This is a genomic window from Acinetobacter sp. Gutcm_16, assembly GCF_028649355.1.
Classification (GTDB): Bacteria; Pseudomonadota; Gammaproteobacteria; order Pseudomonadales; family Moraxellaceae; genus Acinetobacter; species Acinetobacter johnsonii.
Window position 1 is genome coordinate 1 of record NZ_JAQSUV010000021.1, and the last position, 16,213, is coordinate 16,213.

Here is a 16,213-nt window from a genome sequence, read left to right on the forward strand (position 1 = left end):
TTAGTCCCACCCAAAAACTGATGCTGCCCCGCCTTACTCTCAAACTTTCCAGCAGTCGTTGAAAAGATACCTGTTCCATTCATCTTGATTTGAGAACCACCTGCTGTCAGATTAATCTCAGTTGGACTCGTGATATAAACGGTATCTTCCGTAGAAATAATCTGAATGCCTTTACGCGCAATAACATCCAGTGCATCACCTTGCGCTTGGATTTCAACCTTGCCCTTGCCTGCATAGGCTCTTAGCCCGTCCTGTGCTGCAAAGAGACTGATTTTCTCACTGGCATGTGCAATCAACGATTTCTGCGTAGAAAGGTTAATACTCTCCCCTGCACTTTGGCTGATCTGACCATCGGCTGAGAGATAAATATCTTCATTACTGCTAACAGCTATGGAGTTTGGTGCAGAGAGAATCATGATGGCTTGTTTAAATGCATCTGCCTTGTTTTGATCTTGTTGTTCAATCTGTTCTAAGAAGCCTTTTAAGTTTTCTAAAACATCAAGCGGATCCGTCTGTTGATTCTTCGCCACTTCACTTAATGCTTGGCTATTGTTTAAAGTCCCTTCAAGTTGTTGTTTGGCAGGTTGAGCATTCAGATGTGTACCTGCAGCTTGATCTTGTTTATGGCTACTGAGCAGTAACCCCTCACCTGCTCGAATCGCGCCCCATTGATCAGTTCGAAGCTCAAAGCCTTCTCCTCGTCCCTCACTTGTCTCCGTTTCTTTGGGGTGGCTGAGGTTGCCGAGGTTCAACTGAGTTGCCCCATGGCTGCTTTGCAGTTGAGTACTGATCTGGTCAGTTGTGTCATCGAAGCGCAGTTGGTTATAACCTTCACCTCCAACTTCTTTAGAGCGAATCCCAGCTAGTTTCTTGGTTTCTGGCAATTGACCTTTCTGATCAAATTTCGTTGGGCTGCGCTGCGCTTCATGAATCCGCCCAACCACAAAGGGACGGTCAAGATTGCCGTCAAAGAAATCAATCACCACGATTTCACCAATGCGTGGTAAAAAGCGTGCGCCATAGCCCTCACCCGCCCATGGGGTCAAGACATCAACCCATGCCGAGTCTGTATCATTGTCATTGGCGCCTGCACCACCGTCATGACTGTGGTCATCGTTGCGGGTAAAGAGGAAGCGAACTTTGATCCGCCCCCATTCATCCACATGAATTTCTTCGCCACTTGGTCCCACGACTTTGGCACGTTGTGGGTGTGTGGCTGGTCGGTGCTCTATCGGGTTATAAACTGGAACGGTCGTGATGTGACGACGCTGTAAACTCAAGTGGTTGGCTTGGCGTTCACTTGGCACTGTGCTGGTTTTGAGTGACCATTGGCTTTGTTTCAGCAAATGCTGAATTTGCTCACTCAAATCTTTGGGCAAGTTGTTTTGATTATAGAAAGTCTTGGTCGTGATCAGAAATTCTTTGTCTGCGTCACTGTGTTGATCAAGTTCAGGATGTTCATGTAACTCAAACCAATACCCTACTTGGGCATCACGTACGGTGCTCTGTGCAGTGAATTGTTTCGCCTGTTGGTTGTAGACATTACTCAGGGTTTGATTGAGTTTTTCAATTTGGCTGTTTGATGCTGCGGTCGCCTGATCTTCTCCATTTAAATCTTGCATCCATGCAGGGCTAATATGCCACGCTTGTTCTAGGCTGAGGCTAGCATTGTCTTGTTGTGTGCTATGTTGATGTTGGCTTTGGACTGAACCTGCGCCTTCTTCTTGACTCAAGTGATCGGCTTGCCAACGTTGGATATAGACTGCAGTCGGTTGTAGGCTGCGCTGTGCACTCAGACTGATGATGCTATCCTTTTGTTCGGTAGCACTAGAACGATGAAAACGAATTTGTCGACGCTTTAAGGCTTGGAACTGACTGTTGTCATCCAAGAGTCTAAGTTTTTGAGCTTGAATCGGATGACGAGTATGAGGTACATACAGTTCAGCTTCATCAATTAGCCAGTTGATGCCTTCACTGCGCCAGAGCCGTGTTAGAAAGTCATAATCGGTTTCATTTGACTGCATGATGAAGGGACGGACATCGGTCTCTGTATTTAAACCAGAAAGATCAAGACTGAGGCTAGCAGCAAATAGCGGACTTTTGCTCTGCCATTCCTTAAAGAGTATTTCACTGACATCTCGCACACTTTTATTCATAAACACTCGGCTGTTGCGACGTTTATGCCAAAGTGCCGTTGCGTCTTCTAAGCGAAGTTTATACAAGGTCAGTGCACCATCACTTTGTCCTTGTTCGGCTTGAGTGATGATCCCTGTGCTGCGAAATAATGTGCCTTGGTCTGTGACCTGATCGACCGCGACTTGTACCCCGATAAATTGTTTCAGTGGAATCAGAGCATTGGTTGAGAGGCAGATCAATTCAACGTTTAAACCTTGGTTTAATGCATGTGTGCCTTCAATATGCTGCAAAAAGATGTCATGATTTAATGCAGCATGTGAAAATTGTGCATGAATGGCACGTTTTTGTGCACTTAACCCCAATTGCTCAAGCACTTGAGTGATTGTATTTATCATCGTCTATATTTTTAAAAAGTAAGTTTCAGTCAACATTGATCGCAAACAACGATCATAAATTAGGCGCCATTATAGCCAGATCAATCCGACAAATGAGCAGAGTTTTATTCTTATTATGTAAACAACATAATGCTCCGAGCAGCTGCGGAGCATTTTTATGGAAAATAGGATTTAACCTTTTTTAACTAAATAATGAAATTCTTTATTGCCGTTTTCATCTAAGCGCTCTTCTTGCAACAAAAGTTCATGTCCAAGATGCATACAAAATTTCGGAATATCCCATGAAGTTGAATTGTCCGTTGCAAATACCTCCACTACATCTCCCGATTTAGACTTGCGAATGGCTTGATGCAACATCATCACAGGCTCTGGACAGCGTAAACCACGGGTGTTTAATTGGATGCTTGGGCTCACTTCCAAATCAGACATATATAAACTCAAAAATTTAAAAACTTGCCAATTTTAACACAACTGCCCATTTCTCATATCTGTTTGCATAGCTTGATGGCAGATGAACCTCGTATTTAAAAGTATTGATCTAATCATTCATGCAATCCTTGCTTAATTACAATAGACAACTGTGTTTTCTACGGTATGATAAAATTAAGTTTTTTAGATATTAAGCGTCTTTAGGAAAGATCATGCACGAGGAATCAGGCCCGTCGTGGGGAATGCGTGGCTTACGCAAATGGTTAGGTACCGCGCCAGAAACTCGCGATGAACTGTTAAAGTTAGTTCAAGATTCACGTCGTTTTTTAGAACCCGACACTGTTGCGATGTTAGAAGGCGTATTAGACCTTCCAGCAACCAAAGTCCGCGAGGTCATGACACCGCGTACCTCAATGATTAGCCTACAAGAAGATGATGAGTTACTCGACATTTTGCATACTCTGGTTGAGTCGGCACATTCACGTTTCCCTGTCTTTTCATCCGATCAACCAGACAATGTCGTGGGCATTTTATTGGCCAAAGACTTATTGCCTTTTTTGACTGAACCAAACAATAAAGTGGATATACGTGCGCTGATGCGCCAACCTTTATATGTCCCTGAAAGCGCACGCTCAGACCAAGTGCTTCGCATGTTGAAAAACACCCAAACGCATATTGCAGTAGTAATTGATGAATATGGCACAACCTCAGGTTTAGTGACGTTAGAAGATATTTTGGAAGAGATCGTCGGTGAAATTGAAGATGAACACGACAAGATCGATGAAGAAGCGGAATATATTATTCCCGACAATGACCCAACGACCGCAAATACGTGGCTGGTTCAAGCACTTACACCAATCGAACACTTTAACAATCTTTTAGATGCAGACTTTTCTGATGATGAGGTTGAAACTGTGGGCGGTTTATTGCTTCAAGAAATTGGTTTAGTGAGTGATTTGCAAGGTCAGGTGATTGATCTTGAAAATTGGGAATTTACCATTGTAGAAGCAGATGCACGTTCTATTCATCTGATTCGAGCCGTTCGTAAATGAGAGCTTACTTTGACAAACTGTTAACCCCCAATCCACAACAAAAACAGTTACCTTTAATTTATCCGCTTTTAATTGCCTTATTTTCAGGGGCGGTCTTTAGTTTTGCACTCGCCCCTTATCATTATTGGTGGTTGGCAATCTTATCCCCTGCACTGCTCTATGCCACTTTACGCAAACGCAGTGCAAAGCAGGCCTTTGGTATTGGTTGGGCCTATGGTTTTGGCCTATGGTTCGTGGGGGCTTTTTGGCTCTACACTTCCATCCATGTCTATGGCGATACCAATAGTGCCTTAAGTGTCGGTATGATCGGCATTATGGCCTTGGTCATGGGCTTATTCACAGCTGTTCAAAGCTTTATTTACCGCCGTTTTTTCCCTGAAACACCCCTAACCTTCGCCCCGCTTTGGGTGCTTTTTGAATGGGCAAAAACGTGGGTTTTCACAGGCTTCCCATGGCTGTTTGCAGGCTATGCCTTTACCGAACGTTTACTGGATGGTTATGCGCCATTATTTGGTATCTTCGGGGTGTCGTTTGTAGTCTTGGTGTTGGCCTGCGCACTGGTCGAAGTTTTAAACCGCCGCATCTTTTGGGTCATCCCCTCTGCTTTATTGGTGCTCGGCGCATGGGGCGCATCAAAAATTGAATTCGTCTCCGCAAAAAATACGCCGCCATTATCGGTTTCTTTAATTCAGGGCAATATCCCACAAGACTTAAAATGGCTCACTGAGTATCAACTGAAAACACTTGGAATCTATGCGGATTTGACCAAAACAGAATGGGGACGAGACCTCATTGTTTGGCCTGAATCCTCTATTCCGATGTTCCAAAGTGATATCGAACCCTTTTTAGCTGCAATGACAGCACAAGCCAAGAAAACCAACACGGCGTGGGTCACGGGTATTCCATACTGGGATATTTCAGGCTCTGAAACGGCAGGTCGACCACTGTACTACAACAGTATTATGGCCAATGGTGCTGAAGCCGAAGGACTCTATAAAAAGCAACGTTTAGTGCCTTTTGGTGAATATATTCCACTATCTGGTTTACTGAAATGGGTGTTGCCTGCCATGCAGAATGATCCGTCGATGAGTGGTTTTTCGCGTGGCGAACAACAGCAACAACCGCTTTCTATTCATCAGCAGCATTTAGGTGCAGCCATTTGCTATGAAGTGGCTTATCCGAACTTGACGCGTCGTAATGCCAGCCAAAGTGATTTCTTGGTGACAGTTTCCAATGATGCATGGTTTACGGGAACCGCAGGCCCTTTACAGCATTTACAGATGGTTCAAATGCGTGCCAAAGAAAATGGACGCTGGTTTATCCGTGCCACTAATACAGGCGTGACGGCGTTTATTGACCATCAAGGGCATATCGTAAAACGTGCCCCACAAGATGTAGCAACCGTGCTTCGCGGCGAACTACCTGCTATGCAAGGTCAAACGCTGTATACCCGTTTAAGTGACTGGCCAATTTTAGGTTTCTCAGTTTTTTTACTGATCTTGGGCTGGATCTATCGTCCACGTAAAGTCGATGTATCGTTTAAGTCTCGTCGATAGTTGCTATTGTTAGATCAGACTTTTCCAAAGAAAAACCCAAGCTGAGCTTGGGTTTTTCTTTTTCATTTATAGTAGTTTGGTACCTACTGGAACCTCTGTATCAGGCACACACAGCACCACGCCTGCATCTGAATCATGAAAGCCTGTCACTAAGCACTCAGACTGGATGGGACCAATTTGTTTGTTTGGAAAGTTAACCACTGCCACCACCAATTTACCCAATAACAGTTCAGGTTGATAACGCTCAGTAATCTGCGCACTCGATTTCTTAATGCCAATTTCATGACCAAAGTCGACATGTAAAATATAAGCGGGCTTACGTGCTTGCTCAAACACTTCGGCCTGAATAATACGCCCGACTCGGAGCTCGACTTTTAAAAAATCCGCCCAATCAATCTGTTCCATATTTCACTCTATATTTATATTTTCTACAGTATAGGGAGCGAACACGAGGATCATATACAACGAAACAGACAAGCGATCCTATCTTTCCGCCATTCTTCATGACGCAATAAAAAACCGAGCGTATGTGCTCAGTTTTTTATCACAACTATAAATGTCAGTATTAAATTTGACTGACCAAATAGGACACCATACTGGCTAAAAAGAGCATCGGGGTATAACGGTAGAACATGACCACTTTTTGTTCTAATGCTGTAATCTGTACTTGATCGAGTGTGAGTACGGTTGCTTTTAACGCAGACCAAAAGCTCAAAACCGCCCATGTGCTGAACAGACTGATTGCAAAGAAACCCACCATAATTTGGCTGCTGCCTTCAGTCGACTGCCAGACACTTAAAACACCTTGAGCAACAGGAAGCATACTCAAAATCAAAAGAACAGATTTGAGCATCGACCAATGGAATTGGCTCATTTCATCCAACAAGGTTAATGCTTTCATTCTATTCTCCTCAGGCAAATCAGTTGCCATTGAGAACATTATGCAAGGATTTAAATAAATAAAAAGCCTATTTTTATCCATAATTTACATTATTTGTAATCAATAAATATGGGAATAATTCTTATTATAAATCTCAGCTGATGCTTATTATATTTAATATTTTAAAATCATAATCTTAGATATTAATTTTAAATTAAGATGTATTATCATTACAGTCCACATCGACATAACCTATGCACTGTAATGATATATTCAATTAACCCCAATATAAAATAATTCTCAATTAAGGTTGATACTGAATATCAGCATCGGTTTCTTCACCACCTTGCTGTCCATCTGCGCCAAAAGAATATAAATCAAATGGTCGTCCATCAGTCCCAGGTGCAACATATTGAATGTCATTATCCCAACTGTCTTTCGGATATCCACCCTTCACATAACCGCCTGGCAACCAATTTTTTGCAGACTCAGGCTTATTCACCAAAGCGTCGAGTCCACCCTCTTGCATTGAAGGGTATTTACCATTGTCCAATTTATATTGATCCAATGCCGCAGCAACACCTTTGAGGGTTATGACAGTAGTATCCACTTTGGCTTTTTCACCGCGTCCCATCACATTGGGTACAATTAAGGCTGCCAACACACCTAAAATAACAATCACCACCATGACTTCAATTAAGGTAAAGCCTGAAGCTTGGCGTCTATAGATTTTTGATTGCATGTGAATTTTCTCTTCCATCTTATATTTTTAAAATTAAATCATGTTGTTCATGTTGACGATTGGCAGCATCACTGCGATCACAATCACCAAGACAATGCTTGCCATCAGAACCAACATCAGTGGCTCAAGTAAAGCCAGCAAGGTCGATATGAGCGTTGTCACCTCTCGGTCTTGCATGGTCGATGCGCGCTCCAACATCCGATCCAATTCACCCGACGTTTCACCACTTTTAATCATTTGTACCATCATCGGTGGGAAATAACCACTGCGCTCCAGCTGGGTCGCAAGGTTTCCACCTTCGGTCACTTTTTCTGCGGCATGATTGACCGCATCGCGAATCACCCAGTTGTTACTCACCGCCGCGCCAATTTTTAATGCATCTACCAAGGGCACACCCGACTGGGTCAAAATCGATAAGGTACTGGCAAAGCGTGCGGCATTTATACCACGTGAAAGTTTACCGAATAATGGCAGTTTGAGCGTTAAACGATCAAAGGCATAATGCCCTGCGGTGGTTCTTAAAAATCGCAATAATAAGCCGATGCCGAGTACACTGCCCACCAATAAAAATGGCCATGCCACTCGAATAAAATCACTGGCTTTCATTAGTGCAACCGTAATCCATGGCAAGGCATCTTTGCTTTGGTCAAAGGTTTTGACAATGTCAGGCACCACATAGGTCATAAGTCCCATCACGATGGAAAAAGACATCAGCATTAAAATAATCGGGTAAATCATCGCGCCTTGGATTTTTTTTTGCATCGCAAAGCGATTTTCGGTGTAATCTGCCAGCTGATCTAAAATTAAGTCTAAATGCCCTGAACGCTCGCCAGCGGCAATCGTGGCAATATACAACTCTGGAAAACGTCCAGATTGCTGTAAACCCTGCGCCAATGAGTGACCTTCCAATACTTTAGAACGTACTGACATCAATAGATTTTGTACATGTGTTTTTTCTGACTGCTTTCCAACCGCACGAATGGCTTCTTCCAACGGAATGGCTGCCGCCACAAGTACCGAAAGTTGACGTGTCAATAAAGCGAAATCATAGGCGGTAATTTGTTTTTGAAACCATGTTTTACTGCTGTGCTTATCTTTTTGTTCAACAGGATCAACCGAGACTGGAATCAGCGCTTTATCACGAAGTTGTTGCCGAATTTGACGTGCTGAATCCCCTTCGAGCACGCCTTTTTGCTGCTTTCCTGCGGCATCGAGTGCGGTAAATTGATATGCTGGCATGTTTACGCTTTCTAATGGTCCATTTAGTCATTTGGCGCTGTTGCATGTCGGCACCAAAATCATTCATATTCTAAGTTATAAATTATGTCATCACTCTAACACAACTCATTCATCGCACAACGACAATTTCATCAGGACATTTTGAGCTTTTTATGCCAGAAAATACACTTTCCACAACACCAAGCTACCGTATTCGTGTGGCTGTTCCCGTTTATCTATATGACTGTTTTGACTATAGTTTAACGGCTGAACAATACCACCAAGCTGAAGTGGGTGCACGTGTGGCTGTCTCATTTGGTCGCCAAAATGTGGTCGGTGTCATTGTTGAGAAACTCACTGATGAGAAACCACTCGATTTAGGCTTTAAACTTAAAGCCATAACTGAGTTGCTCGATGACAACGCTATTCTAGATACTAAAGTTTTAAGTTTATTGACATGGTCAGCGCAATATTACCAATTTCCCATTGGTGAAGTGATGCATGCTGCTTTGCCCAGCTTTTTACGCCAAGGCAAACCTTATAACCTACTGGCGCGAATGTGGAAGCTGATTGATGATCATGCCGAAGACAAATTGAAGCGTTCTGAAAAACAACAAGATGCCTATAAAATTTTAAAGCTGCATCCCACAGGAACGTCTGAAAACATTTTAAATTTGGCTGGCATTGAAACTGCGACCTTAAAAGCCTTAGAAAAAAAGCAAATCACCCAGTGCATACTTGAAGCTCAAGACTTTAAACCGCAAGCGATGACGCTAGCGCAAATGCCCCTCACACCCAATGATGAACAAAAGCGAGCCATTCAAAACATTCTCAAAGCTCGTCATAGCTACCACGCTTTCTTACTGGATGGTTTAACGGGTAGTGGCAAAACTGAAGTCTATTTGCAAGTCATGCAAGAGGTTTTAAAACAAGGCAAACAAGTCTTGGTATTAGTGCCTGAAATTGGTCTCACCCCACAAACAGTGAGCCGTTTTCAGTCACGTTTTCACTGTCATATTGCGCTACTACATTCAGGTTTAAATGATTCTAAGCGCCTGCAAGCCTGGCAAAGCGCACAAACGGGCAAAGCTTCGATTGTGATTGGCACACGTTCTGCCATCTATACGCCCCTTCCACATTTGGGTTTGATTGTCTTAGATGAAGAGCATGACTTATCTTTCAAGCAACAAGAAGGCTTCCGCTACCACGCTCGTGATGTGGCTTTATACCGTGCGCACTTAGAAAACTGTCCGATTATCCTCGGTTCTGCAACGCCAAGTATCGACAGTTATGCATTGGTTGAACAAGGTAAAATGACCCGTTTGGAGTTGGACCAACGTGCAGGTGTGGCCGTGATGCCGAAAATGCATGTGATCGATCTGAAAGTGGCACAAAAACAAAATGGCATCAGCCAACAGCTGATTCATGAAGTACAAAAGCGCTTAGACAAAAAAGAACAGGTGCTGATTTTCTTAAACCGTCGCGGCTATGCACCTGTGTTGATTTGTGAAAGTTGTGGCTGGCAGGCCAAGTGCCCCCACTGCGATGCCAATTTTACCGTGCATCGACAGCCCTACCAGCATTTGCACTGTCACCACTGCGGCACCATCCACCGCATGCCTGAACACTGCCCGCAATGTCAGCATAGCGAACTGAAACCAATTGGTTTAGGCACCGCAAAAGTTGAAGAAAACCTACAAGCACTGTTCCCAAATTTTGACGTAATTCGGGTTGATCGTGATTCGACCAGTCGAGTCGGCAGCTGGCAAAAAATCTATAACAAGATTCAGAAAAGTGAACCCATCATTTTGCTCGGCACCCAAATGCTGGCCAAAGGACATCACTTTCCTTATGTGACTTTGGTGGCGATTTTAGACATCGACTCGGGCTTACTCAGTGTTGACTTTCGTGCCACAGAACGTACTGCACAGCTCATTATCCAAGTCGCTGGACGTGCTGGGCGTGGCGAGAAAAAAGGCGAAGTCTATTTACAGACTCTACGTCCAGATCATCCTTTGCTGAATACCCTGCTGGAATCTGGCTATCGTAGCTTTGCCAAGCAAACGTTGAAAGAGCGTAAAGCTGCATGGATGCCACCTTATCGCTATGCGGCTTTATTGCGCTGTGAATCCAAAGACCAAGAACTGAACCAAAGCTTTTTACAAGAGCATGCACAAGCACTGCGCCAAGCCTCCGAAAACAGTATTGATATTTGGGGGCCTATTCCTGCGCCGATGGAACGTAAAGCAGGCCGCTATCAAGCGCATATGGTATTACTGTCCAAAGATCGGGCGCGTATGCATTTTTACATTCGTCAGTGGTGGCAAAATGTCTGGCATAACAAACCGCATGGTATGAAATTGAGCCTTGATATTGATCCACAAGAGTTAAGTTAAGACTTGACGTGAATAAGGTTTAGACCTGAGTCGCGTTCTCCCTTAAACTTCCAACATAAAGAAAAAAATTTAGGACAGGGCAATGTCTCTACTGCTTCAAATCACCCTCTTTTTGGCTGCGGCACTGATGATCGTTCCGTTGGCAAAACGGCTGGGGATTGCCACGGTACTCGGCTATTTATTCACGGGTATCTTACTCGGCCCCAGTGTATTAAATGTCGTCCATGACCCTGAAGACATTCATAAACTCGCTGAATACGGCGTGATTTTCTTGATGTTCATTATTGGACTAGAACTTCGCCCGCAACGTTTATGGGAAATGCGTAAATCCATTTTTGTGATGGGCAGTTTACAAGTAACACTCTGTGGCGTGCTACTGGCGTGCATCGTCTTTTTTGCCCTGCAGCAACAGATTTCGGCCAGTGTTGTGATTGGTTTTGCCCTTGCCCTATCCTCCACCGCATTTGTGTTGCAACTGCTAAGCGAAAAACAGCAACTTAATACCACTTTTGGTCAGCAGTCCTTTTCCATTTTACTCTTTCAAGATATTGCCGCGATTCCGCTGATTGCGATTATCCCCCTGCTTGCGGGAACAAACTCAACCCATCATGGCGTGGCCTACTTTGCAGCAATTGTGGCCACCTTTACAGGCTTGTTTTTATTTAGCCGCTATCTCATGCGCCCTTTTTTCCGCTTTGTGGCCAAAAGTGGCGCGCATGAACTGATTACTGCAGTCGGTTTGTTTATTGTCTTAGGCGTAGTCGCGCTGATGGATGTCTTAGGCATCAGTACCACCTTGGGCGCATTTTTAACTGGAGTGTTACTTGCTGACTCTGAATTCCGTCATGAACTGGAAGCCAGTATTGCACCATTTAAAGGTCTACTTCTCGGTCTATTTTTCATGACCGTCGGGATGAGCACGCAAGTTTCGCTCCTGTGGGAAAGCCCAAGTCTGATTATTGGCGGTGCGTTATTGCTGATGTTGGTCAAACTACTGGCCTTAACAGCCATCGCTCGCTACTTCGAGTTTTCATGGCGCAATAGTTTGATGCTGGCAACCTGTTTGGCACAAGGCGGTGAATTTGCTTTTGTGGTGCTCAATGTTGCCATGAGTGAACACGTGATTACGCAAGCCATTTTAGAGCCGATCAATTTGATCGTGACGTTGTCGATGATTCTGACGCCTATTCTATACTGGCTGATGAGTTCGTGGGTGGTGCCTCTATTCGAGAAAGAGGCTACACCTGTCTATGATGAGATTCCTGAACAGCATAACCCGATGATCATTGCTGGCTTTGGCCGTGTCGGCCAAATTGTGGCACGACTGGTTCACTTACAGCACCAAACCTTCACGGCGATTGACAGCAATATCGACAAGGTCGATTTCGTTCGTAACTATGGCGGCAAACTCTACTATGGTGATGCCACTCAACCCGATATCCTGCGTGCAGCCGGTATCGAACATGCCAAAGTGTTTGTATTAGCCATTGATGATATTGAAGACTCGATGAATGTGGCACGCCATATCCGACTCAATTATCCAGATTTAAACTTGCTGGTCCGTGCCCGTGACCGACATCATGTGCATTTGCTGCGTGACTTGGGGGTGGAGCATATTTGGCGTGAAACCTATTTATCGTCTTTAGGGATGGCTTATTTTGCCCTGCGTAATTTAGGCATAGCAGAACAAGATGCTTATAAGAGCATTGAGTTATTTCGCGATTATGATGAAAAACTGCTCGCACAGCAGCAAAGTATTTATAACGACGAACAGAAGGTCTACGAAACACATCGTAATGCTTTGGCCGAATTAGAACACTTATTTGAAAGTGATACGCAGCTCCGTCAGAGTCCTGTCGGCGTTGACCTACAACGCGAGTTACAACATGACCGAATAGATGTCACACGGGATGAAGTAAAATGACTTGTGTTTTACAATATCGTCACCATTAAGACAGGATATTGGAGAAATTTATGTCTGATTTGCGTCAACGCTTTTATATTGAAGATAGTCCTGTTCGTGGTGAAGTGGTTCATCTAGAAGAAACCCTACAAACCATCTTGGCGCAGCGTGATTATGCACCTGCAGTACAAGTGCTGTTAGGTGAAATGCTCAGTGCCACGGCATTACTTGCCAGTACTTTAAAAATTAAAGGCCGTATTAGTTTACAAATTCAGGCTTCAGGTAGTTTCAAATGGGCCATGGCTGAATGTAATCACCTTGGTGAAGTGCGTGCCTTGGCGGATTATGAAGCAGATCCACGCTTTAATGCTGCCGAAAGCAGCAGTACGGTATTGAGCACCCTCATTAGCCCTGTACTATTTATTAATATTGAGCCTGAATTTGGTGAGCGTTATCAAGGGATTGTGGCTTTAGACAAGCCAAATCTTGCAGGTTGTTTAATGCAGTACTATGACCTGTCTGCTCAAATTCCAACGCGTATCGTTTTGGCCAGTTCAGCCCAACGTGCTGGCGGTTTACTCATTCAGCTGTTACCACGTAACAGTGAAGAAGAACAAGAACGTGTCGATCAAGACTTATGGCCACGTCTAACCATGTTGACTGAAACGCTCAAAACCGAAGAGTTAACCGACTTAGAAGCGAGTGAAATTCTTTACCGTTTATACAACGAAGAAGAAGTACGCTTACCTGAAGTTGAAGTACTGAAATTTGGCTGTACCTGTTCGAAAGAACGTTGTGCTCAAGCGCTTGAACAAATTGGCGCCGAAGCCGTTCGTGAAACGCTAGAACATCAGAACCCAATTACCATGGACTGCCAGTTCTGTAACACGCAATACAGCTTTAGTGCAGAAGAAGCCTTGGGTTTATTTGGTGAACACTTAAGCTAAGCACATCATGTGCAATAAAAAAAAGAGCAGCTAAACTGCTCTTTTTTTATGCATTTGTTCTCATAAAAATAAGATAATTCAAATGATTCATCACTTTTATTCATAGATATTTCACTGGTCACACCGCATAAATTTCGTTATAAATAAACCCATAATTTTTATATGTCTTTATTTTTCTCTTCCATTTGGGGTTTTATCATCATGAAATTTTCTTGCAGTCTTTTCGTACTCAGCAGTTTATGCGCCTTCTCCAGTTTTGCAGCCACCGATCCCTTGGTCGGCAAATGGAAAACCATCGATGATAAAACAGGATACTCTCTCAGTGACGTCATGATTGAAAAAGACAAAAACAATAGCTATAAAGCAGTCATCGTAAGTACGCGTGAAATTCCAGGTGCGGTAAAAATAGAAAACTGTAGCAAGTGTGATGGGGTCAATAAAAATCAGCCCATCGTCGGCATGACAACGCTCAGCCATTTGCAGTTAGACAATGCCAATGATTCGACCTATAGCCATGGACAGCTCCTCGACCCTTTCACAGGACTACGTTATGACGCATATGCACGACTCAGCAATAATGGTAAGCACTTACGAATTCGAGGAACGTCGACCGAAAATGGCGGTGGGCGCAACATCACATGGGTCAAATATTAAGTATCCCTCATCCATCAAAGCCCCCTTTCATCGGGGGCTTTTTTATTGTCATGTTTTGAAACAATAAGGAACATATCTTTACTGTTGAAATCTGCTGAAAGGCTGAATAATGATTAAAACTTAATCAATTTATTTAATCTTATTTATGCCGAAGAACCATTATGAAATACTCGGTTTAACGCGAGATGCGACCGCCGAACAAATTAAAAAAGCCTATCGAAAATTGGCACGTAAGTATCATCCCGATGTCAGTAAGGAGCCTGATGCTGAGGCACGGATGCAAGAATTAAATGTCGCCTACGACACCTTAAGTAATGAAACAAAAAAAGCTGAATATGACTTTGAACTCGATCATCCGCAAGGCTCACAGCAATTCAACCCCAATACAGGCTTTGGCGGTTTTGAAGATGCATTTCGGAACGCCCAAGGCGGGCAACAGGCACATGATTTTTCAGGGTTTGAAGACTTATTTGGCCGTTTTGGTTCAGGTTTTGGAGGATCAAACTATCAATATCAACGCCAAAATAGCACTCGCCATAAAGGCGAAGACCAACATGCGCGTTTAGAGGTCGATCTTGAGGTTGGATTCCACGGTACCACCCAAACCATTACCTTACAGATTCCCACTTTAAATGCCTATGGTGAAGCGGAAATTCAGCGCAAAACGCTGGAAGTTAAAATTCCCAAAGGCATGAAAGAAGGGCAACAAATTCGCTTAAGTGGTCAAGGACAGTCAGGTATTCAAGGTGGTGAAAATGGCGACCTGTATATCGAAATTTATTACAAAGATACGGAGACCACACGCATTGAAGGAGTTGATGTCTATCACCAACTGAATATCAGTCCTTGGGAAGCTGCTTTGGGGCAAAGCATCACCGCCGCGCTACCCAATGGTCGGACATTACAAATTCAAATTCCGAAAAATGCCAAAACGGGGCAGCAACTCCGTTTAAAAGATCAGGGGATTCCAGCCAAAACGGCAGGACATTTATATTTAATTTTAAACATTGTTCAACCTCCTGCGCAGAGTGAGCAAGAACAGCAAGCCTACCAAGCCTTTGCTGAAGCCTTCCCTCACTTTAAGCCGCGTCAGTCTTAAGGAGAAAATTATGACGACTATTCAATATCGTGAAATTATTTTAGACGGATGTCGACACGCTGAAATTGTTGATGAACAACATAGCTTTGATTTAAAGCATTTTGCTGAAGCCTGCGGACAAAGTCCTGAATGGGTTTTACAGCTGTTGGAATATGACATTCTGCCTAACCGACCCGATAACCGCATTCACCAATTTTTTGGTGATGATGTCTCACGTGCACGGCGAGCCTATCGCTTACAACGTGACTTTGATGCCAGCTTTACTGCAGTCGCAATGATGCTGGATTTGATTGAGGAAGTTCAAAAACTTCGTCGTGAAGTAAAACATTTACATCTCACTGACCCAGTTCAAACGACTCAACACTAGTTCTATAAAGAAAGATTGGCGCGTGCCTTTCTTTCTTTTTTTTATTTTTGAATAAGAGGATTAGACGGCAACCATGAAACTCAAAGTTTGTAATAAAAAGACTAAGCTCATGTTTCCTGAATACCGAGACATGATTCAACAGCTTAGAGAAGACAATCCGCATTTTTCTAAAATGTTTGACGACCATGAAGCTCTCGATCAGGAAATTTGTTTACTCGAACAAGACCCTGTCAGGATTCATCGTGGAGAGATTGAGCCCCTCAAACGCAAAAAGCTGTTCATTAAAGATCAGCTTTACCGGATTTTAAAAGGAGCCCAGTTAAAAACCTCTTAAATTAAATCTCCCTGCGACGCCCACATATCCGAATAATAAATTGAACAAGGATAGCGTCAGCATGTAAAGAAACACCTTAAAGCCCATTTGCTTTAATGGTCTATG

At 43.6% G+C, this 16,213-nt stretch carries 15 protein-coding genes; 9 read left to right on the forward strand and 6 right to left on the reverse strand.

Going from position 1 to position 16,213, the window contains the following annotated elements:
- Together PTT44_RS04455 and tusA are read right to left on the reverse strand one after the other, a co-directional pair.
- The coding region (locus PTT44_RS04455) for a type VI secretion system Vgr family protein (protein WP_273795549.1) at window positions 1-2,531 on the reverse strand (2,531 nt) is incomplete at its 3' end.
- A 171-nt stretch (window positions 2,532-2,702) separates the two neighbouring features.
- Window positions 2,703-2,960: a sulfurtransferase TusA gene (tusA, locus tag PTT44_RS04460; RefSeq protein WP_004692640.1), complete on the reverse strand. Its 258-nt coding sequence runs from the start codon at window positions 2,958-2,960 to the stop codon at window positions 2,703-2,705.
- Window positions 2,961-3,172: 212 nt separating this feature from the next.
- Between tusA and PTT44_RS04465 the strand changes: the two genes are divergently transcribed.
- Both PTT44_RS04465 and lnt read left to right on the forward strand, forming a co-directional pair.
- Window positions 3,173-4,012, forward strand: coding sequence for an HlyC/CorC family transporter (locus PTT44_RS04465; RefSeq protein WP_004978829.1), 840 nt, complete (start codon window positions 3,173-3,175; stop codon window positions 4,010-4,012).
- Window positions 4,009-5,568 (forward strand): apolipoprotein N-acyltransferase, encoded by a 1,560-nt coding sequence (gene lnt / locus PTT44_RS04470; protein WP_168159338.1) that lies wholly within the window; start codon window positions 4,009-4,011, stop codon window positions 5,566-5,568. Before PTT44_RS04465 ends, lnt begins: the two co-directional genes overlap by 4 nt.
- 66 nt (window positions 5,569-5,634) lie before the next feature.
- Here the strand turns inward: lnt and PTT44_RS04475 are convergent, their stop codons facing one another.
- The 4 genes from PTT44_RS04475 to gspF form a co-directional block, all read right to left on the reverse strand.
- A complete protein-coding gene (locus tag PTT44_RS04475; RefSeq protein ID WP_004692646.1) occupies window positions 5,635-5,973 on the reverse strand; it encodes a tRNA-binding protein in 339 nt (112 codons plus the stop codon).
- A gap of 160 nt (window positions 5,974-6,133) precedes the next feature.
- On the reverse strand, window positions 6,134-6,469 hold the full coding sequence (locus tag PTT44_RS04480; RefSeq protein ID WP_168159339.1) for a hypothetical protein: 336 nt from the start codon (window positions 6,467-6,469) through the stop codon (window positions 6,134-6,136).
- Between the two features lie 283 nt (window positions 6,470-6,752).
- On the reverse strand, window positions 6,753-7,190 hold the full coding sequence (gspG, locus tag PTT44_RS04485; RefSeq protein ID WP_010325797.1) for a type II secretion system major pseudopilin GspG: 438 nt from the start codon (window positions 7,188-7,190) through the stop codon (window positions 6,753-6,755).
- Between the two features lie 33 nt (window positions 7,191-7,223).
- A complete protein-coding gene (gene gspF, locus PTT44_RS04490) occupies window positions 7,224-8,429 on the reverse strand; it encodes a type II secretion system inner membrane protein GspF (RefSeq protein WP_273795550.1) in 1,206 nt (401 codons plus the stop codon).
- Between the two features lie 152 nt (window positions 8,430-8,581).
- On the opposite strand from gspF, the gene PTT44_RS04495 reads away from it, so the two are divergent.
- From PTT44_RS04495 to PTT44_RS04525, 7 genes are all read left to right on the forward strand, one after another.
- The gene (locus PTT44_RS04495; protein ID WP_168159340.1) at window positions 8,582-10,804 is read left to right on the forward strand and encodes a primosomal protein N'; all 2,223 of its coding nucleotides are present in this window, start codon (window positions 8,582-8,584) and stop codon (window positions 10,802-10,804) included.
- A gap of 82 nt (window positions 10,805-10,886) precedes the next feature.
- A complete protein-coding gene (locus PTT44_RS04500; protein WP_010325794.1) occupies window positions 10,887-12,728 on the forward strand; it encodes a monovalent cation:proton antiporter-2 (CPA2) family protein in 1,842 nt (613 codons plus the stop codon).
- Window positions 12,729-12,778: 50 nt separating this feature from the next.
- The gene (hslO, locus tag PTT44_RS04505) at window positions 12,779-13,654 is read left to right on the forward strand and encodes an Hsp33 family molecular chaperone HslO (RefSeq protein ID WP_168159341.1); all 876 of its coding nucleotides are present in this window, start codon (window positions 12,779-12,781) and stop codon (window positions 13,652-13,654) included.
- Window positions 13,655-13,855: 201 nt separating this feature from the next.
- Window positions 13,856-14,308 (forward strand): DUF2147 domain-containing protein, encoded by a 453-nt coding sequence (locus PTT44_RS04510; RefSeq protein WP_168159342.1) that lies wholly within the window; start codon window positions 13,856-13,858, stop codon window positions 14,306-14,308.
- 145 nt (window positions 14,309-14,453) lie between these two features.
- On the forward strand, window positions 14,454-15,407 hold the full coding sequence (locus PTT44_RS04515) for a DnaJ C-terminal domain-containing protein (protein ID WP_168159343.1): 954 nt from the start codon (window positions 14,454-14,456) through the stop codon (window positions 15,405-15,407).
- A gap of 10 nt (window positions 15,408-15,417) precedes the next feature.
- Window positions 15,418-15,774: a chaperone modulator CbpM gene (locus PTT44_RS04520; RefSeq protein WP_004978810.1), complete on the forward strand. Its 357-nt coding sequence runs from the start codon at window positions 15,418-15,420 to the stop codon at window positions 15,772-15,774.
- A gap of 73 nt (window positions 15,775-15,847) precedes the next feature.
- Window positions 15,848-16,108, forward strand: coding sequence for a YdcH family protein (locus tag PTT44_RS04525; RefSeq protein ID WP_004692664.1), 261 nt, complete (start codon window positions 15,848-15,850; stop codon window positions 16,106-16,108).
- Window positions 16,109-16,213 lie beyond the last annotated feature (105 nt).